We start from the raw sequence: 19,394 nt of genomic DNA on the forward strand, positions 1-19,394 counted from the left end.
GGGGGGCACGCTGTCGCCTGCCCCCCGCGCTCCACTTCCTTACTTGGGCTGGATATTCCAGAGGTACGGCGCGATGTTGTCGGACTGCATCACGACCTGCGTGTCGGCGTCGCTGAAGAACGCGCTCTGCACCCGGTAGGAGGGTGAGAACCACGCCTGTTCGACGATCCACTCGTTGACCTCTTGAGCGACAGCCTCGGCTTCAGCGCCCTGAGCGGTCTGCAGCTCGGCGGCGAGCGCCGAGAGCTCGGCATTCTCCACGTGGGAGGTGTTCCACGTCGAGTACGGCAGCATCGAGAGCTGCATGGTCTGCCATGCCGTCGGGTCGGACTGCAACTGGAACGGGAATGCCGCCCAGGTTCCCCCGAGCATCTTCGGGAAAAGGTCTTCGCCGGTCTGCTCCCACTCGACCGTGATTCCCGCTGCGGCGAGTTGCTCTGCATAGATGGCGAACTCGGCATCCGGCACGAACGAGTTACGCGGCATGATCAGCGTGAACCCGTCGGGATAGCCCGCTTCGGCGAGGAGCTCTTTCGCCTTTTCGATGTCGTAGGGATACCGTTCGTCGAGCTCGGGCACGTAGGCGTCACTGTTGACGGAGAAGACTTGCGTGGTCGGCGTGCCGTAGCCCCCGGCGAGCGCCTGTACGAGCGACTCGCGGTCGAGCGAGTGGTTGATCGCCTGACGCACCCTCACATCCCCCATCGCGGGATTGATCGTGCCGTCGCGATCGGTGAGAAGGAATCCCGCCCAGTTGAGTTCGACGAGGTTCGGGCTGTACCCGGCGGCTTCGGCATCCGGAATCTGCGTGGGTGTGTTCGAGGCCGACACGTCGACCTGGCCACCCTTGAGCGCATTGACCAGAGCGGTGGCGTCGTTGTAGACGTTGACCACGATCTCGTCGTAGTGGACGGACTCGGGGTCCCAATAGTCGTCACGCTTCTCGAAGACATACGACGAACCGACGACGGTCTGGGACTGGTCGAGTTCGTAGGGCCCGGATCCGACCGGATCAGTCTGAGCGTCTGCGGAGTCCCACATCGCGGGGCTGCCCTGCAGTCCGGCGTTCTGCGAGAGGTAGACCAGGAAGGCGGGGTCAGGCTGAGTCAGCGTGATGCGCAACGTCGCGTCATCCACTGCTTCGGCTGACTCCATCGCAGTCAGGAACGAGGCGTTGTCGCTGGTGCCGTCGCGGAAGCGGATCAGATTCTCGGCGGCAACCTCGGCGGTGAACGATTCGCCATCGGAGAAGGTCACGTCGTCGCGAAGCGTCATCGTCAGCTCCGTCAACGAGTCATTCCACGACCAGTCGGTAGCCAGGCCGGCCTCGATCTCCCCATCCGGACTCGTGCGAAGCAGGGTGTCGTAGACCGGCTGGAGAAACGCGACATCCCCCGCCCAGCGCGCCTCCCACGGCGCGAAAGACGCAAGCGGAGCAGCAGCGCCGTAGCGAAGGGTCTGAGTTTCTGTGGAACTGCCTTGTCCGCCGGCGCAGCCGGACATGACGAGCAGTCCGGTGACGGCGGCCGCTGTGAGCAGGTGCTTCCTGGTGTGCATCCTTGCACGTTCCTTTCGATGCTGAAGGGACGACCTGGTGTAGGCGTTTCGCCAAGGTATCAGCAAAACCGGATGCTTATCCGGTTTATAACCGGAATCGATACCGGGATGTCGTGCTACTTTCGCTGCGTGCCGGCCACCCCTACCCGTCGCCGCGGCGAATACGCCAAGACGGCCCTTCGACGCGAGCAGATCCTCGACGCTGCCGCCGAGGTCTTCGGGCGCTCAGGATTCACCTCGGCATCACTGGCCGACATCGCCGATGCCGCGGGAATCAGCATCGCCGGGCTCAACCATCACTTCGCAACGAAGACCCAGCTCCTCGAAGCAGTCTTCGATCGCAATCGCGCACGAGCGGCCGCACTCTTCACGAGCGACGATCCCGTCGAGAAGCTGCGCGCCGTCCTCAATCTTGCCGTGGCGAACGAAAACGATCCTCTGACAACCCAACTGTTCACCATGATGTCGGTCGAGGCATCGTCTGCTGACCACCCCGCCCACTCCTGGCTGCTCCGGCACTACGAAGAGACTCTGACGATGGTCACCGACACGTTCGCGGAACTCGAGCAGATCGGCCTGCTGCGAGCCGATATGACTCCGCAAGCCGCGGCTCGCGCGTACATGGCGCTGTCGGATGGTCTCCAGATACAAGCCTTGTACCAGCCCGGCGGGTTCTCGCAGCCAGACCTGATCCGCCGAGTCCTCAGCAGCTTCCTCTCGCAGCCTCTCTGAGAGAGGAAATAGCGTCCTTGGGGCCGCCGGGAGACAGCGTCGACCGCACAGGAATCCCTAGCCGGACGGCTCAGGGAGATGCGGCGGCACCGTCCGACACCGGAATCAGTCGGATGAGCTGGGTGACGTGCCGCGGCTCGAGCTCCGCCAGCGACGACACACCTAGCAGCGCCATCGTCCGCTCGATCTCGCTGCGGAGGATCGCGATGGTGCGGTCGACGCCCTGCCTGCCGCCGGCCATGAGTCCGTAGAGGTAGGCGCGGCCGATGAGGGTGAACTTGGCGCCGAGGGCGATGGATGCGACGATGTCGGCGCCGTTCATGATGCCGGTGTCGACCATGATCGTGGCGTCCTTGCCCACCTCGCGGACCACGTGCGGGAGGAGGTGGAACGGCACCGGGGCGCGGTCGAGCTGACGACCGCCGTGGTTGGACAGGATGATCCCGTCGACCCCCCGGTCGACCAGCCGCGTCGCGTCCGCAACGTTCTGCACGCCCTTCACCACCAGCTTGCCGGGCCACATCGAGCGGATGAGATCCAGGTCGTCGTAGCTGATGGTGGGGTCCATCGCGGCGTTGAGCAATTCCCCGACGGTACCGCCTGTGGTGCTGAGGGACGCGAACTCCAGCTTCGGGGTGGTGAGGAAGTCGATCCACCACCACGGCCGGGGAATGGCGTTGACAATGGTGCCGAGCGTCAGCTGCGGAGGGATGGAGAACCCGTTGCGCTTGTCACGGAGCCGCGCTCCCGCGATCGGGGTGTCCACGGTGAACTGCAGCGTGTCGAAACCGGCCCTCGCGGCACGTTCCACCAGACCGAACGAGATCTCACGCTGCCGCATCACGTACAACTGGAACCAGTTGCGCCCCGCGATCCCGAACGGCAGCGCCGATGGACCTCCGAGGATCTCGCATGACGTGTCGACGCGAGGGGCTGGGCGAAGAACGTCGGGGTGGAACTCGACGTCTTCGAACGCCCGCCGCGCGCGGTCGAGGGAGATCTCGCCCTCTGCGGCGCCGTCGGTGTAATCGAACGCCGCCTTCGGCGTGCGGCGCTTGGCGATCGCCCGCAGATCCGCGATCGTCAACGCCGATTCGAGTCGGCGCTTGCGTCCGTTGAGCTCGGGGCGCTTGAACTGCATGAGCTCCAGCAGCTCGGCGGGGCGGGGAAGCTGACGGGTGACCATGGTCACTCCTCCTCAGAGCGGGGATGGTGATGGCGAAGGTTCTGCGTGCGGGCAACGAGGTCTCGCAGAGCCTCGAGCGACCCGTCGACGAACCCGACGGCCCGGGCCTGGACGAGGATGTTCCCCAGCGCCGTTGCCTCGACAGGGCCGGCGACGACGGGCACACCCGCGCGGTCGGCGGTCCGCTGGCATAGGAGTTCGTTCATCGCCCCACCGCCGACGATGTGGATGACGCGGAGCGGGGTCCCCCGCAGTGCCGCGGCGTGGTGGGCTGTTCGGGCGAAGGCATCGGCGAGCGACTCGATGATGCTTCGGGTGTACTCCGCCTGAGTGCGCGGTGGGGCGACTCCGTGCTCCTCGCACCAGGCGTTGATCCGGGCGGTCATGTCGCCGGGACGGAGGAAGCGGGAGTCGTCTACGTCGAACAGCGGAACCGACGTCACAGGGACCTCCGCCGCCGATCCCAGGAGCTCGGGAAGGTCGATGCGGTCCCCCTCCTGTTCCCACCCGCGGATGGTCTCGGTGAGAATCCACAGGCCCATAACGTTGCGGAGCAGACGGATGCGTCCGTCGACGCCTCCCTCGTTGCTGAACCCTGCTTCGCGGGCCTCCGTCGTGAGGACGGGGGTCTCCGTTTCCACACCGACAAGCCCCCAGGTGCCGCACGAGATGAACGCGGCACCGTCCTGCGTCATCGGCACCGCGACGACCGCGGACGCGGTGTCGTGAGAACCGACCGCCGTCACCGCGACCGAAGGCGACAGTCCGGTGCCGCTCGCAACGCCGTCTGAGAGGGTGCCGACCAGATCACCGGGCGCGACGAGGTCGGGCAGGAGTGAGCGCCGGATCCCCACCCTGTCGAGGAGTTCGGTGTCCCAGCGTCCGGAACGGATATCGATCAGCCCGGTGGTCGATGCGTTCGTGCGCTCGGCCCAGATCGATCCGGTCAACCAGTACCCGAGCAGGTCGGGGATGAGGAGGAGCTTGTCCGCCAGATCGAGGAAGTCCCCCTCCTCCGATTCGAGCTGGTAGACGGTGTTGAAGGGCAGGTGTTGCAGTCCGTTCCGGGCGAAGAGCTCGGGGTGACGGATCCGGTTGTGCACACGAACCACGCCGCGCCATGTTCGCTCGTCGCGGTAGTGGACGGGGTTCCGTAACAGCGTCCCGCGCCGCAGCATCCCGTAGTCCACTGCCCAGGAATCCACGCCGACCGATCGCAGATCGGGTGCGACGCGGCCGGCGGCGCGGAGCCCCGCGAGCGACTCTCCCCACAGGTGGAGAATGTCCCAGTGCAGGGTGTCCCCCACGCGGACAGGGGTGTTCGGGAAGCGTGCGACTGTCTCCGTTTCCAGTGCGTCGGGCCCGACCCGACCGACGATGACGCGGCCGCTGGTTGCTCCGAGGTCGATGGCCGCGACCGCGCCGGTACCTGTCATCGGAGGAACGCGGCCGCGACACCGGAATCGACGGGGATGTGCAGACCCGTCGTGCGGCTGAGCTCGGGGCCGGTCAGGACGTAGACGGCGTCTGCGACGTTCTCGGGCACGACCTCGCGCTTGAGGATGGTGCGCTGGGCGTAGAACGTGCCGAGGTCCTTCTCCTCCACGCCGTAGGTGGCGGCGCGGTTGGCGCCCCAGCCGGAGGCGAAGATGCCCGAGCCGCGCACGACCCCGTCGGGGTTGATGCCGTTCACGCGTACCCCGTGCTCCCCGAGCTCGACCGCGAGCAAGCGGACCTGGTGGGCCTGGTCGGCTTTGGTCGCCGAGTAGGCGATGTTGTTCGGGCCCGCGAAGACGGAGTTCTTCGACGAGATGTAGACGACATCGCCGCCGAGCTGCTGCTCGATGAGGACCTTCGCCGCCGCCTTCGACACCAGGAACGACCCCTTGGCCATCACGTCGTGCTGCAGGTCCCAGTCCTTCTCGGTGGTCTCCAGCAGCGGCTTGGACAGCGACAGCCCGGCATTGTTGACGACGAGGTCGACACCGCCGAAGGCGAGCACCGCGGCATCCATCGCAGCCCGGACCGCGTCGGCGTCGGCGACGTTCGCGGCGACGCCGATGGCCACATCGGTGTCGCCGAGCTCCGCCGCGGCCGCCCGCGCCTTCTCGAGATCGAGATCAGCGACCACCACACATGCGCCTTCTGCGGCGAGGCGGGTCGCGATGGCCTTGCCGATGCCGGATGCTGCGCCGCTGACGAACGCGATGCGGCCCTGGTGGGTCTTGGGCTTCGGCATGCGCTGCAGCTTGGCCTCTTCCAATGCCCAGTACTCGATGCGGAACTTCTCGGCATCGCTGATCGGCGCGTAGGTCGACAGCGCCTCGGCGCCGCGCATGACGTTGATGGCGTTGACGTAGAACTCCCCCGCGACGCGCGCGGTCTGCTTGTTGGCACCGTACGAGAACATGCCCACGCCCGGCACGAGCACGATCAGCGGGTCGGCGCCGCGGATCGCCGGGCTGTCGGCGGTGGCGTGCGCGTCGTAATACGCCTGGTAGTCGGCGCGGTACTCCTCGTGCAGCTCACGCAGGCGGGCGACGGATGCCTCGACCTCCGCGTCGGCCGGCAGGTCGAGGATCAGCGGCTTCACCTTGGTGCGCAGGAAGTGGTCGGGGCAGCTGGTGCCGAGCGCGGCGAGCGCGGGCGCCTTCTCGGAGGCCAGGAAGTCCAGCACGACGTCGGAGTCGGTGAAGTGACCCACCATGGGCTTGTCCGTGGACGCGAGCCCGCGGATCGTGGGTGCGAGCGCGGCAGCCTTCGCCCGGCGCTCTGCCTCGGGGAGTGCATCGAATCCCTGCCGCACGCCGCCGAACGGCTCGTCCTTGCCGTTCTCGGCGATGTACTCGGCGGCAGTCCCTATGATCCACAGGGAGTTCTGCTCGGCTTCGTCCGAGGTGTCGCCCCACGCCGTGATGCCGTGCCCGCCGAGGACGCATCCGATCGCCTGTGGATTGCGCGCCTTCACGTCGGCGATGTCGAGGCCCAGCTGAAACCCGGGGCGGCGCCAGGGCACCCAGACGACCTTGTCTCCGAAGATCGTGCGGGTCAGCTCTTCGCCTTCCGCGGCGGTGGCGATGGCGATGCCCGAATCGGGGTGCAGGTGGTCGACGTGCGCGGCATCCACGAGCCCGTGCATGGCGGTGTCGATCGACGGCACGGCGCCGCCTTTGCCGTGCAGACAGTAGTCGAACGCCGCGACCATCTCGTCCTCCCGTTCGACGCCCGGGTAGACGTTCACGAGAGCACGCATCCGATCGAGTCGGAGCACGGCGAGCCCGGCCTCGGTGAGTGTGCCCAGGTCGCCACCGGAGCCCTTGACCCACAGCAGCTCGACAGGCTCACCCGTGACCGGATCGGTCTCGGCGCCCTTCGCGGAGGTGTTGCCGCCGGCGTAGTTCGTGTTCTTCGGGTCGGCGCCGAGGCGGTTGGAACGCGCGATGAGGTCGGCTGCTGCGGGATTCGTCATGAGGTCCTCGAAATCGTTGCGGTGATGTTGGAGCGACGGCGCGGGCTACGCGCCCCACCCGGCCTGAGCGCCGCCGACGCGGTCGGCCGCGATCCGCTCCTGGTAGCCCGATGCCGCATACGCAGCCATCGGGTCGGCAGGCAGACCGCGCGACTCACGCCATTCGGCGAGCGCCGGACGCACATCGGTGTAGAAAGCGTCCATGAAGACCGCCTGCGCACCGAGCACATCGTTCGCGGACTGGGCGGCGGCAAGGGCATCGCGATCGACGAGCAGCGCGCGGGCCGTCATCTCCTGAACATTCAACACCGACCGGATCTGACCGGGAATCTTGTCCTCGATGTTGTGGCACTGGTCGAGCATGAAGGCCACATCGGGATTGTTCAAGCCGCCACCGCGGACCACTTCGAAGAGGATGCGGAACAGCTGGAACGGATCAGCGGCGCCGACGATGAGGTCGTCGTCCGCGTAGAAGCGGGAGTTGAAGTCGAACGAGCCGAGTTTCCCGAGCCGCAGCAGCTGCATCACGATGAACTCGATGTTCGTCCCGGGCGCGTGATGGCCGGTGTCGAGGCACACCATCGCCCTGTCGCCGAGGGCCGCCACCTGGGCGTACGAGGTACCCCAGTCCGGGACATCCGTGTGGTAGAACGCCGGTTCGAAGAACTTGTACTCCAGCACCAGCCGCTGCTCGTTACCGAGGCGGGCGTAGACCTGCTGCAGCGAGTCGGCGAGGCGGTTCTGGCGGGCGCGCATGTCGTTCTGGCCGGGATAGTTCGATCCTTCGGCGAGCCAGATCTTCAGGTCGCGCGACCCGGTCGCGTGCATGATGTCGATGCACTCGAAGTGGTGGTCGATCGCCTTCTGCCGGATGCGGTCCTCCGCGTGCGTCAGCGCCCCGAACTTGTAGTCCTCGTCCTGGAACGTGTTCGAGTTGATCGTGCCGAGCTTCACGCCCAGGCCTTCCGCGTGGTCCCGGAGGGCGTTGTACGAGTCGACCTTGTCCCACGGAATGTGCAGCGCAACGCTCGGCGCCAGCGCAGTGAACTCGTTCACCTTCGCCGCATCCGCGATCTTCTCGAACGGATCGCGCGGCGTGCCGGGCGTCGTGAAGACGCGGAAGCGGGTGCCGGAGTTGCCGAACGCCCAAGAGGGGAGTTCGATGCCCTGCGCGGAGAGCTGCTGAAGAGCATCCGGCGTCAGTGTCTTGCTCATCATGAGACCTCCGTAATGAATCGTTTCAACGCTAGCGTGCTGTATCGTTTCACGCAACCAGACCGTGAACGAAGAAGGCGAAGATGTCCGTCAGCGTGAAGGACGTCGCGGCCCTGGCTCAGGTGTCGGTGGGCACCGTCTCGAACGTGCTGAACAGACCCGAGAGGGTGTCGGCTGCGACGGTGCAGCGGGTCCAGCGCGCGATCGACGAGCTCGGCTTCGTCCGCAACGATGCCGCTCGACAGCTGCGGGCCGGGCACAGCCGAAGTATCGGCCTCGCTGTGCTGGACGTCCGCAACCCGTTCTTCACCGACCTCGCACGCGGGGCGGAGCAGCAAGCCGCCGAGAAGGATCTCTCGGTTCTCCTCGGTAACAGCGACAACGATGTCTCACGCGAAGCGAGGTACCTCGATCTTTTCGAGGAGCAGCGTGTTCAGGGCGTTCTCATCACACCGGTCGGCGACATCACGGCCCGGCTCGCACGTCTGCGTTCGAGGGGAATTCCCGTCGTCCTCGTCGATCGCCCCAGTGACGGCGGCGAGTTGTCCTCCGTCGCCGTCGACGACGTCGGCGGCGGATGCCTTGCCGCCCGCCACCTGCTCGACACCGGACGGCGACGGATCGCCTTCGTCGGCGGCCCACCGTCCATCCGGCAGGTGAGCGACCGTCACGAGGGGGCCCGCCGTGCGGTGGCCGAAACCGCGGAGGCGACTCTGGAAGTGATCGAGACCGCGGGACTCACGGTCCTCGAGGGGCGCGCCGCGGGCGAGCAGCTGCGAGGCCGCCCGATCGGACAACGCCCTGACGCCGTGTTCGCAGCGAACGACCTGCTCGCCGTAGGCGTGCTGCAGGCACTGATGATCCTGGGATCCATCTCCGTGCCCGATGACGTCGCCATCATCGGCTACGACGACATCGACTTCGCGTCAGCGGCCGTTGTGCCGCTCTCGTCCATCCGTCAGCCGAGTGAAGCGATCGGGCGTCAAGCGGTGGATCTGCTGCTGCAGGAGATCGACGGTCGCGAAGCACCGAAGCAGGTGACGTTTCAACCGGAACTGATCGTGCGACGTTCCACACGAGACTCGAGCACACCCCGGTCAAGCAATACGACCTGATGCAGGAACAGATTGTCCTGGGCCTGCGTCTCATAGCCGGACGGATCACGAATGCACTCGGGGCACCAATGACCAGCGGTGAGAATCAGTCGTGGACTGCCTGCGAAAATGTGTCCCCACGCGCACCTCCATACCAGGGGACGCTTGGTGGCGCTTCGCCATCCGAAGCGACGACGCGTCACCTTGGGCCGCCAGCGCGTACGGTGGGGCAGGATCCCACCGCAGGTACGCGCTCGAATTCTTCCCGACCGGGCCTTTTCTCCGACCGAGCGACGGCGCTCCTGCCTCAGCGAGCAAGAATCGGGCAACTCGACCTTTCCCACGGAATGAGCACGAAGTGGATAACAAAAGGCCCGGTCAAATGAGAAAAGCGCCGCACAGGATGCGCGACGCTCTTGCTCAATCCCATTGAACGGAACCGGAAAACGGCCTCTGATCAGGGGTTTATGGCGGTGACGGTGGGATTTGAACTCACACCGCCTGGCGTTTCGCGGGTGTACAAGCCCGTGTTTCTGCGGATCGCTAGGTTTCGCCGATGTGCCCGGTGGGTCAGGTTGCAACGGATTTTTTCTCGGCGGTTCCAAAAGCAGTTGAAGGCTCGTGAGGGCCGAGGTCCTGAATCCGCTGTCGTGAATCTTGCACACTCGCGATCACTGCTTCATACAAGCCCCGAGCGCTCTCAAGGGGTGTGCGCTTGGAGACGGTGTAGTTGTCGGCTATGACCTGCTCAGTGACCGTGTCGAGCCATCGCGCGGGCACTTCCTCGATTCCTCGAAGACCGGCCGACCATCCGCCTGCGATGTAGGCGCGGCAGTCCGTATCGCGCCCCATATTGACGCTGTTCACGATCGCGGGCTCCACGTGTCCTCCGCACAAGGAGAAGATGGCCATCGCCGACGAGAGGATCTCGACAGCGTTCGACATCCAGTGACCTCGGTACCGCGCTTGGTAGAGGGGGCGCAGCTCCTTCCAGTCCGATGCCTGGCCGGCCCAGGCCAGGCCCTCCGCGACCTCGGCTCGAGGCACGCGCCCGAGATGGCTCAGAGCGACCCCGATGACGTCATCGACCGTGGCGTGTGGGCGCAGAGACTCGGCGGTGCCGGCGGCGATGGCGGCAGCCACGTCAAAGGAGTAGTTATCGCGCGGGCCACGAACGTCCTTGATCCGCGCGAGATCGTGCGCGTCACGCGCAGCCTGATCGGGATCGCACGCGTTGATGACACCGACGGCAATCATCATTTTGGATGTGCCGATCATGCCGGGGAACGTCGCGTACCGGCCGACCTCCCAGGGGAAGACCCCAGCTTTCAGGCTGTAATAGATCACCTGGTCCTGCGGACCGAGAAGGTATCCGAAGTTGTTGGGGTTGACATCGCGAATCCACACGCGCGCAAGATCGTCTACCGTGATGCGCCCCTTCTTCTCGATGATGGCGGTGACCGCAAGGCGGTAGCGCTCGTGGCCATCCTCGCTCTGTCCGGGAGGGCGATCGTGAAGGTGCCAGATGAAGGGGTAGCCCCACTCCTGCTCCATACGGGCATCGCCATTGGGCAGTCGCGTGCCCCACGTGCTGCTCTTCCCGTGCTGCGGAAGGAGCTCCGTCAGGAGGCCGTACTCGGCCTCGATCCGGTCCCAGCTCATCCCCTCAACGACATCACCCATCGAGTTGGCGATGGTCGTGGCCGCCTCGATTCCGTAAATCTTGTCGAAGAGTGTCGGCATGCTGATCAGTCCGCCGTTCCGCAGGCGAGCCGCAACTCGTGCTCGGCGCCCGCCTTGAGCACCGCGAGGTCGTTCATGATCGTCGTCAGCCCGAACCCCTGCGCAAGACGTCGTGCCGCCATGGCGCCGCCAGCGCAGTGCACGCCAGCGACGATGCCGTGCCGCTCGCACGCCAGGCGGATCCGCTCGATCGCCTCGACGTGCTCCGGCTCGGTGCGCTCGTAGGCAGGAGGAAGGCCCAGGCCCAGGGCCAGGTCTGCAGGGCCGACATAGACGGCGTCGAGACCCGGTGTCGCCGCGATCGCATCGACGTTGTCGAGCCCACGCGGAGTCTCGACCATGACGGCGACGAAGATCTGCTCGAGGTCAGGGGTGTCACGCGAGCCGATCGTCGTCGATGCCCGCACGGGCCCGAACGAGCGCACGCCGTGCGGGGGATAAAGTGTGGCGGCGACGGCGGCCGCCGCCTCCTCGGCGGTCTCGACGAGCGGCACGACAATGCCGAGGGCACCGATGTCGAGGATGCGGCCGATGACGGCCGCATCGTTCGAGGGCACGCGGGCCATCGGCACGGTGCCCTGTCCACCGATTGCGGTGAACATCGCGACGGCGTCGGAAAGGTCGGCGGTGCCGTGCTGCATGTCGACGCTGACGTAGTCATATCCGGCCGAGGCGACAGCCTCTGCGGCGACCGCGCTCGGGGAAGCGAGCCAGGCGCCTCGGATCGGCTGGCCGGCGGCGGCCGCCGCACGAAGGGGATTGACGTAACTCATAGATCTCTTGTTCTCGCTCTCAAAGGGCTCGTTTGGGGTTGGCATTCTCAGCGCAGCCGCGTCGGCACCCCGACGTCGGCGGCCAGCGCGTCGAGATCGTCAACGATCTCGTGCGGAAGGGATATACCGTCGCGATAGGCGGCTTCCCACGCGCGCTGCTCGATTTCACCCGGCAGGAGAACGCGGTCGACGTCGGCCGCGGTGGGAAGCGACGACACCCGCGCGGCGAAGGTCTCGACATGATCGGCGAAGGCGTCGCGGCCGACCCAACCCGCCGGGTCGATCGCGATGAACATGTGCGAAACACCCTGGGGCCTTGTCCAGTCCTCGTACATGTCACCGATGTCCGGGCCGCTCACGCCCGACACCAGCGTGCCGGCAAGAAGGTCGATCATCATCGCGATGCCGGAGCCCTTGGGGCCAGCGAAGGGAAGGACGGATCCCGCAAGCGCGGCCGCGGCATCCGTCGTCGGTCGTCCCTCGGCGTCGACAGCCCACCCGGGGGGCACCGCGCGGCCGAGCTTTTCGAGCAGGATGATCTTTCCGCGGGCCGTTGCGCTCGTGGCCATGTCGATCACGATGGGCGGCTCGTGCCGTCGTGGCACTGCGATGCTCAGCGGATTGGTGCCCACGGCGCGGGACCTGCCGCCGTGATAGGTCATCGTCGGGGGCGCCGTTGACATCCCGATCCCCACGAGGCCCGCCCCCGCCAGCTGCCGCGTGAAGAAGGCGAGGGTTCCGCAGTGGTTCGAGCCGGCGACACCGACGACCGACACCATGTCGCGAGGCGCGTCCTGTATGGCGATGTCGATCGCCGCCTGCGCCCCGACCTGGCCGATCGCGTTCGCGGCATCCACGTGTGCGCTGCCCGTCGTTCGACGCAGCACGCGCGGGCGCGCCTGTGCATCGAGCAAACCCGCGCGCAGTCGTTCTGAATAGATCCGGGTCCGTGCGACGCCGTGCGAGGCGATGCCCCGCGCTTCAGCATCGACGAGGGAGTCGGCCACCAGGTGCGCCGAAGCGTCATGTAGGCCCGCCCGCTCAAGGATCGCCTGGCACTGGACGGCCAGCCGCTCCGGTAACACGCGAGCCTCCGCGGCGAGGACGTCCGGAGTGGGTTTCGTCGGGGTACCCACGTCACGCGCTCCCGGTTGCCGGGCAGCCAAGCGAAGGCGGGCTCAGCCGGCGTTGCGCTCCCGCAACTCGCGCAGCATCAGCGCCTCGCCCGTACGGAGATGCTCGATGAGAGCCGTGCGCGCCCTGGCAAAATCGTGCACCGTGAGCGCCTCGACGATCTCCTGGTGTTCGTCGAGGGTCTGCTCCATCCGCTCTTCGTGGGAACCGGAGAGAATGTAGCGTCCGCGATTGATGTGCGCGTTGAGGATCGAGTAGAACTCGATCATGCGCTGGTTGCGGCTGGCCGCGACGATCGCTCGATGGAAGCTGTCGTCGTTCGCGAAGTACGACGCCATCTGCTCCTTCGGGATGGGGTGCGAGAACTCCTCGAAGTGCCCGACGATTCGCGTCAGCTGTTCCTGATCGGCAGTGCTCTGAAGGCTGTCGATGCCGGCCGGCTCTAGCATCATGCGCAGCTGAAACAACTCGTGCACATCCTGCTCGGTGAAGTCGGTCACGACCCAGCCCTGACGCCCCCTCGGCTCTACGAGTCCCTCGGACTGCAGTCGATGAAGCGCTTCGCGGACCGGAGTGCGACTCACGCCGAGCTGTTCGGCAACCTCGCGATCGCGGAGTATTGCCAGGGGTGGCAATGATCCCGAGATGATCGCCGTCCGGATTTCCTCGATCGCGCGCTCGCCGAGGTTCACTGCCGCGATCGGCACGAAGTGGCTCATTACGACACCCCCGGATATCTGGTTTGCTGGATTCAGTATTTATAGTACTGAGAGGTCCGACTCCGGCGCGCATCGTCGTCACCGCTCCTCGGGTGAGCCGAGCTGCGCGTCGATGTCCGCGATGCGCGCTCGTGTCTTGTCGACGGAGGCCATCAGCGCCTCGTACAGTCCCGTGGCCGACTCGAGGGGGGTGCGCCGGGACACCGTGTAGGGATCATCGACGACCTGCTCGGAGACGGTCGTGACCCAGCGCTCCGGGACGCCGTCGATACCCTGCAGCGCCGCTGCGAGCGAGCCTGCGACGTACGCGCGGCAGTCCGTGTCGCGTCCCATGTTGACCGCGTGGATGATTCCCTTCTCGACGTCTCCGCCGCACTGCAGGAAGACGGCGAGGCCACCCGAAAGGATCTCGACGGCGTTGGACATCCAGTGACCCTCGTATCGGTCTTGGAAGAGCGGTCGCAGATCCTTCCAGGATTCGACCTCACGGGCCCAGGTAAGGGCCTGCTCGACCTCCGCGCGGGGCACGCGCGTCAGCTGGGCCAGTGCCACATCGATGATCGAGTCCACTGTGGCGGTGGTCTTGAGCCCTTCCGCCGTCGCGGCGGCGATGGCGGCGGCGACTTCGAGCGAGTAATTGTCTCGCGGTCCGCGCACATCCTTGATGCGTCCGACGTCGTGAGCGTCGAGAGCAGCCTGACGCGGGTCGCCGGCGTTGATGATCCCGATCGCCACCATCATCTTCGAGGTGCCGATCATCCCGGGGAACGTCGCGTAGCGGCCGACATCCCACGGAAAAACGCCCGCCTTGAGCCCATAATAGATGACCTGGTCCTGCGGGCCCAGGAGATAGCCAAAGTTGGCGGGATCGATGTCGCTGATCCAGGTGCGGGCGAGGTCCTCAATACTGATGCGTCCGCGCTTGCGGATGATCGCCGAGACGGCGAGACGGTGACGCTCGTGGCCGTCCTCGCCCTGGCCCGGTGGGCGGTCATGCACGTGCCAGATGAAGGGGTACCCCCATTCCTGCTCCATGATCGCGTAGCCCTGGGAGCCGGCCTCGTATCCCATGACAGGGCGCGCGCCCCACTTTCCGGGCTGGGGGAGGAGCTCGGTGACCAGGCCGTAGGTCTGCTCGATCTCGTCCCAGCGCAGGCCTTCCATGACGTCGCCGAGGGAGTTCGCAACGGTCGCCGCGGCCTCGATGCCGTAAATCTTCTCGAACAGTGTGGGCATTCCCTGCCTCCTTCGCTCTCGGTATTTTGTACTCTAAGTACTGGCACACAATACTTGCAGAAGTCTTGACCGAAATCCAGAATTCGGAATACCATCACCGCATGGACGTGAGAAGTGGATGGGAAAAGGTGCCCACATCGTCGGGTGAGTTCGGAGCGAAGAACGCTGACGAGGAGGTGCGCCCGGAGCACCGCGGGGATGGCGACCTCTTCGACCGGATCCGCGCGGTCGAGGTCGCCGCGACGGTCGGGCATTCGATGGGCGATGTGACCGAGATCATGGACTGGCGCGAGATCGAGGAGACCTACGGACTGGTCACCGAGATGCTTCCCCAGCCCGGCAAGTGGAAGGACAAGGCGCCGAACCTGCCGGTCGTTCGGGGCTACCCGAACGTCTACACGGTGCACGACCGCCCGCCGGGGATGAGTGAGGACGGGCACGAGCGCCACCGGCTGAGCGCGACGGCCGTCATCGAGAAGGGCGGGCGGGTCACTGTCGAAGACGTCGCGAAGATATGGGTGCGCGACATCGATCCCACGAAGTTCGGGATCCTGCTCGGGGGACAGGACCAGATCATCTACTACTCGGCCAAAGCCGGCGTGCCCCCGTGGGAGGTCGGCAAGTTCGCCTACTTCCCCGGCGCCTGGGGCGTCACCGCCATGATGGCCCCCATCGGCATCGTCAACGCCGGCAACCCCCTGCAGGCGGGCATGGACGCTCGCGATGTCGGGCGCCTGAAGGACCAGAGCGGAGTCCCTGGCAACTATGCGCTGGAAGTGGCATCGGCCGTCGCGGCCGGCATCGCCGAGGGCCTCGGACGCGGAGCGTCGTACCGCACCGTGATTGACGCCGCCCTCAACGAGCTCTCACCGTTGCCGCGAGCCGAAGTCGAGCATATTCTCGACTGCGTACCCACCGGTGGAGACTGGCGCGATCTGCGACCGCTGCTGGACGAGGAGTATCGCGGCCGCACGATTCTGTGGCCGATCGAGACGCTCGGCACCGCGCTCGCGTGCGTCAACATCGCCGAAGGCGATCCCGTCGCGGCCCTCATCGCCGCGGTGAACCTCGGACGCGACACCGACGGGCGGGCGTGCGTCGCGGGCTCCCTCGCGGCCTCGATCACGGGAACCAGCGGACTGGACCCCGCCTGGGAGCCGCTCATCAGCGAGCAAGTCATCAACGACCCGTACACCGTCTCTCGCCGTACCCCGGGCGAAACGGCCGAAGGACTCTTCGCGGCCGTCCAGAACAACCTCGGCAACCTCCGCAGCCAATTGGAACGCGTGGGCTGACGACGCGGGGACCCGAACCCCGCACCGCACGTCTCGGCGTGCACCCTCACCGAATGAATCCTGATCGTCTCAAGGAGGAGAACGACATGCACGAACGCGCACACCCGAAGCGGGCGCGCCGCGCCATCATCGCCGTACTGTCCACCACCACCCTCATCGCAGCGCTCGCCGCCTGCTCCGGCAGTGATGAGAACCCCGACGACGGGAGTGATGCTGTCGATGAGCCGGTCGAATTGCGAATCGCGTGGTCGGGTTCGGAAGACAGGACGCAGCGCACGCAAGAGGCGTTGGATCTGTACACGGAACTGAATCCGAACGTCACCATCGAGGTCGAATACACGACATCGACGAACTTCTGGGACCGTCTGACGACGCAGGTAGCCGGCGGCAACGCACCCGACATCATCCAGATGTCAGGCCAAATCCTCGCTCAGTACGCGTCAAACCAGGTACTCCTGCCAATGGACGACATCATCGGCGACGCCATCTCGGTCGAGGGATGGGATGAAGGACTGCTCGAGGCGCAGACGATCGACGGCGTGCTCTATGGAGTTCCCCCGGGCGTCGACGGACACGCCATGATGTACGACGCGACCAAGCTCGAGGAACTCGGCATCGAGCCACCCGCCGACGACTGGACGTGGGAGGACTTCGCGGAGATCACCACGGCGATCTCGGCCGCGGCGGGCGACGGCTACTACGGCTCGGAGGACGGCGGACCGCAGTACGAGGTGCTCCAGACGTTCCTCGCACAGCGTGGCAAGCTGCTGTTCGACGAAGACGGCCAGCTCGGCTTCGACGAGCAGGATCTGACGGACATCTGGACGATGTTCACCGACCTGCGGCTCGCGGGGGCCACGGTGCCTCCGGACCTGCAGACCGCGCAGGGCGCCAACCCGGAGAACTCCGGTGTGGTGCAAGGCTACGCAGCCTTCGACTTCACGACGTCGAGCCAGTACACGAACTTCGTGGGGCTCAGCCCGAACAAGGTCGACATGGTCACCTACCCGTTCGCCGACGACGGGGAGCCGGGACAGATCTGGCGGTCGGGACTCGCGTGGAGCATTACGCGCACGAGCCCCGACGTCGACGAAGCCGCCAAGCTCATCGACTTCCTCGTGAACGACTCCGAAGCGGGCGCGATCCTGCAGACGACGCGCGGTGTGCCGGCGGCTCCCCAGATCCGCGAAGAGGTACGCGAGCAGGTCGACGAGGTCGAGGTGCGCTCGTTCGAGTACCTCGACACGATCCTCGAGTTTGGCGCAACAGCGACGCCGATCTTCCCTCCCGGTTTCGGTGACGTCCGAGACCTCTACCAGCGCCTCTACTACGAAGTGGCCTTCGAGCGTCTGACGATCGAACAGGCCGTGGAGCAGTTCTTCGCAGAAGCGCCTGGATATCTGGCCTGAGACACGGAGAGTCGGAGAGTTCGCGAGATGAGTACAAGAGTCGAGGTCGGCCGTGGGCGCGCGCGTTCCCGCCAGCTGATCGCCGAGAACCGAGCGGGGTACCTCTTCCTCCTGCCCTGGTTCATCGGACTGCTGGCGATCGTCGTCGGGCCCATGGTCGCCTCGCTCTACCTCTCCTTCACGGACTACAACCCGCTCACGACTCCCGAGTGGGTCGGCCTGGACAACTACATCAAGATGTTCACGGCCGACCCGCGCTACCTCAAGTCGGTCGGGGTGACGCTCACTTACGTGTTCGTCTCCGTGCCGCTCCAGCTGGCGTTCGCCCTCGGGCTCGCGCTCCTCCTTGATAGGGGCGTGCGGGGCCTCGCCATTTACCGGTCCGTCTACTACCTACCGTCGCTCCTTGGCGCCTCGGTCGCGATCGCCATCCTGTGGCGGCAGGTCTTCGGCGGCGACGGCATCTTCAACGACCTCCTGGCGATGTTCGGCATCCAGGGCATCAGCTGGATCTCCACGCCCTCCACGGCGGTATACACGCTGGTCGCGCTGAGCGTGTGGACGTTCGGAGCACCGATGGTGATCTTCCTCGCGGGGCTGCGGCAGATCCCCGAGGAGTTTTACGAGGCGGCATCCGTCGACGGCGCCGGCCGATTCCGCAAGCTCTTCTCGATCACGATCCCGCTCCTGACGCCCGTGATCTTTTTCAACCTGGTTCTCCAGATGATCGGCGCGTTTCAAGCGTTCACGCAGGCCTTCATCGTCAGCGACGGCACGGGAGGACCGGTCGACTCGACGCTGTTCTACACGCTTTACCTCTACCAGGAGGGCTTTGCCCGGTTCCGGATGGGATACGCATCCGCGATGGCCTGGGTCCTGCTGGCGGTGATCGCCCTCTTCACCGCGATCAACTTCATTGCCTCGCGCTACTGGGTGTTCTACGGAGACGAGCGATGAGCCGTACGACGAGAAGGGCGCGCGGCACAGCGCGCCGCCTGACGACGCATGTCTTTCTGATCGCCTTCGGGCTGCTGATGATCTACCCGCTCCTGTGGATGGTCTCGAGCTCCTTCAAGCCCAACGAGTACATTTTCAGCCAGCCGGGACTCTGGCCCGTGGAATTCACCCTCGATAACTACGTCGACGGGTGGACGGGGCTGAACGGCAACTTCGCGACGTTCTTTCTCAACTCCTTCGTCGTGGCGGGCCTCAGCATCGTTGGCAACCTGTTCGCGTGCTCTCTTGCCGCCTACGCGTTCGCCCGCTTGCGCTTTCGGTTCAAACCCATGTGGTTCGCCATCATGCTTGCCACGATCATGCTGCCCGCCCACGTCGTGCTGATTCCCCAGTACATCCTCTTTTCAAACCTCGGGTGGGTGAACACGTTCCTGCCGCTGGTGATCCCGAAGTTCCTCGCCACCGATGCGTTCTTCATCTTCCTTCTCGTGCAGTTCATCCGTGGCCTGCCGCGCGAGCTCGACGACGCCGCCAAGATCGACGGCAACGGCTTCTTCGGCATCTTCTGGCGCGTGATCCTGCCGCTGACAACCCCTGCACTGGCCACGACCGCGATCTTCACGTTCATCTGGACGTGGAACGACTTCTTGACGCCGCTCATCTACCTCACCGACCCCGACTCATACACCGTGCCCCTCGCGCTGCGCGCCTTTCAGGACGCCGAATCCGAATCGGCGTGGGGCTCCCTGTTCGCGATGTCGACGCTGTCGCTCATCCCGATCTTCGGCTTCTTCCTCGTGGCACAGAAGTACCTCGTGCGCGGCGTTGCCACCACAGGGCTGAAGTGACCCGCTCGACGACTCAGAAAAGAGACG

The 19,394-nt window shown here is 65.8% G+C and carries 16 protein-coding genes; 6 read left to right on the forward strand and 10 right to left on the reverse strand.

Annotation, left to right across the window (positions count from 1 at the left end; all coding sequences use genetic code 11):
* Positions 1-39: 39 nt before the first annotated feature.
* Positions 40-1,557, reverse strand: a complete 1,518-nt coding sequence (locus QSU92_RS07245; protein WP_289265501.1) for an ABC transporter substrate-binding protein — start codon at positions 1,555-1,557, stop codon at positions 40-42.
* An 18-nt stretch (positions 1,558-1,575) separates the two neighbouring features.
* Here QSU92_RS07245 and QSU92_RS07250 point away from each other — a divergent pair, with 18 nt between their 5' ends.
* Entirely contained in the window at positions 1,576-2,289 is a 714-nt protein-coding gene (locus QSU92_RS07250; protein ID WP_289265502.1) for a TetR/AcrR family transcriptional regulator, read from the forward strand.
* A 70-nt stretch (positions 2,290-2,359) separates the two neighbouring features.
* Here the strand turns inward: QSU92_RS07250 and QSU92_RS07255 are convergent, their stop codons facing one another.
* Genes QSU92_RS07255 through rhaI form a run of 4 tightly spaced genes read right to left on the reverse strand, consistent with a single transcriptional unit; the run spans position 2,360 to position 8,159 of the window.
* A complete protein-coding gene (locus QSU92_RS07255) occupies positions 2,360-3,475 on the reverse strand; it encodes an alpha-hydroxy acid oxidase (RefSeq protein WP_289265503.1) in 1,116 nt (371 codons plus the stop codon).
* 2 nt (positions 3,476-3,477) lie between these two features.
* Positions 3,478-4,911: a rhamnulokinase gene (locus QSU92_RS07260; RefSeq protein ID WP_289265506.1), complete on the reverse strand. Its 1,434-nt coding sequence runs from the start codon at positions 4,909-4,911 to the stop codon at positions 3,478-3,480.
* A complete protein-coding gene (locus tag QSU92_RS07265) occupies positions 4,908-6,944 on the reverse strand; it encodes a bifunctional aldolase/short-chain dehydrogenase (protein ID WP_289265508.1) in 2,037 nt (678 codons plus the stop codon). Before QSU92_RS07265 ends, QSU92_RS07260 begins: the two co-directional genes overlap by 4 nt.
* A 45-nt stretch (positions 6,945-6,989) precedes the next feature.
* Entirely contained in the window at positions 6,990-8,159 is a 1,170-nt protein-coding gene (rhaI, locus tag QSU92_RS07270) for an L-rhamnose isomerase (RefSeq protein WP_289265842.1), read from the reverse strand.
* Between the two features lie 83 nt (positions 8,160-8,242).
* Here rhaI and QSU92_RS07275 point away from each other — a divergent pair, with 83 nt between their 5' ends.
* Positions 8,243-9,274: a LacI family DNA-binding transcriptional regulator gene (locus QSU92_RS07275; protein WP_289265510.1), complete on the forward strand. Its 1,032-nt coding sequence runs from the start codon at positions 8,243-8,245 to the stop codon at positions 9,272-9,274.
* Between the two features lie 549 nt (positions 9,275-9,823).
* On the opposite strand, the gene QSU92_RS07280 is transcribed toward QSU92_RS07275, so the two are convergent.
* The 5 genes from QSU92_RS07280 to QSU92_RS07300 form a co-directional block, all read right to left on the reverse strand.
* Positions 9,824-10,996 carry an ADP-ribosylglycohydrolase family protein gene (locus QSU92_RS07280; protein ID WP_289265511.1) on the reverse strand — a complete coding sequence of 391 codons (1,173 nt, stop codon included), beginning with the start codon at positions 10,994-10,996 and terminating at the stop codon, positions 9,824-9,826.
* A 5-nt stretch (positions 10,997-11,001) separates the two neighbouring features.
* Positions 11,002-11,769: an HpcH/HpaI aldolase family protein gene (locus QSU92_RS07285; RefSeq protein WP_289265512.1), complete on the reverse strand. Its 768-nt coding sequence runs from the start codon at positions 11,767-11,769 to the stop codon at positions 11,002-11,004.
* Between the two features lie 47 nt (positions 11,770-11,816).
* On the reverse strand, positions 11,817-12,905 hold the full coding sequence (locus QSU92_RS07290; RefSeq protein ID WP_333783455.1) for an Ldh family oxidoreductase: 1,089 nt from the start codon (positions 12,903-12,905) through the stop codon (positions 11,817-11,819).
* Positions 12,906-12,947: 42 nt separating this feature from the next.
* A complete protein-coding gene (locus tag QSU92_RS07295) occupies positions 12,948-13,595 on the reverse strand; it encodes a GntR family transcriptional regulator (protein WP_289265513.1) in 648 nt (215 codons plus the stop codon).
* Between the two features lie 105 nt (positions 13,596-13,700).
* Complete coding sequence (locus QSU92_RS07300; RefSeq protein ID WP_289265514.1) at positions 13,701-14,858, reverse strand: ADP-ribosylglycohydrolase family protein; 1,158 nt, start codon at positions 14,856-14,858, stop codon at positions 13,701-13,703.
* A gap of 101 nt (positions 14,859-14,959) precedes the next feature.
* On the opposite strand from QSU92_RS07300, the gene QSU92_RS07305 reads away from it, so the two are divergent.
* The 4 genes from QSU92_RS07305 to QSU92_RS07320 are packed head-to-tail and all read left to right on the forward strand — an operon-like array spanning position 14,960 to position 19,367.
* The gene (locus QSU92_RS07305) at positions 14,960-16,153 is read left to right on the forward strand and encodes an ADP-ribosylglycohydrolase family protein (RefSeq protein ID WP_289265515.1); all 1,194 of its coding nucleotides are present in this window, start codon (positions 14,960-14,962) and stop codon (positions 16,151-16,153) included.
* Positions 16,154-16,206: 53 nt separating this feature from the next.
* Positions 16,207-17,562, forward strand: a complete 1,356-nt coding sequence (locus tag QSU92_RS07310) for an ABC transporter substrate-binding protein (RefSeq protein WP_289265516.1) — start codon at positions 16,207-16,209, stop codon at positions 17,560-17,562.
* A gap of 27 nt (positions 17,563-17,589) precedes the next feature.
* Positions 17,590-18,519: a carbohydrate ABC transporter permease gene (locus QSU92_RS07315; protein WP_289265517.1), complete on the forward strand. Its 930-nt coding sequence runs from the start codon at positions 17,590-17,592 to the stop codon at positions 18,517-18,519.
* Entirely contained in the window at positions 18,516-19,367 is an 852-nt protein-coding gene (locus QSU92_RS07320) for a carbohydrate ABC transporter permease (protein ID WP_289265518.1), read from the forward strand. Before QSU92_RS07315 ends, QSU92_RS07320 begins: the two co-directional genes overlap by 4 nt.
* The last annotated feature ends 27 nt before the right edge of the window (positions 19,368-19,394 follow it).

The organism is Microbacterium sp. ET2 (assembly GCF_030347395.1).
Classification (GTDB): Bacteria; Actinomycetota; Actinomycetes; order Actinomycetales; family Microbacteriaceae; genus Microbacterium; species Microbacterium albipurpureum.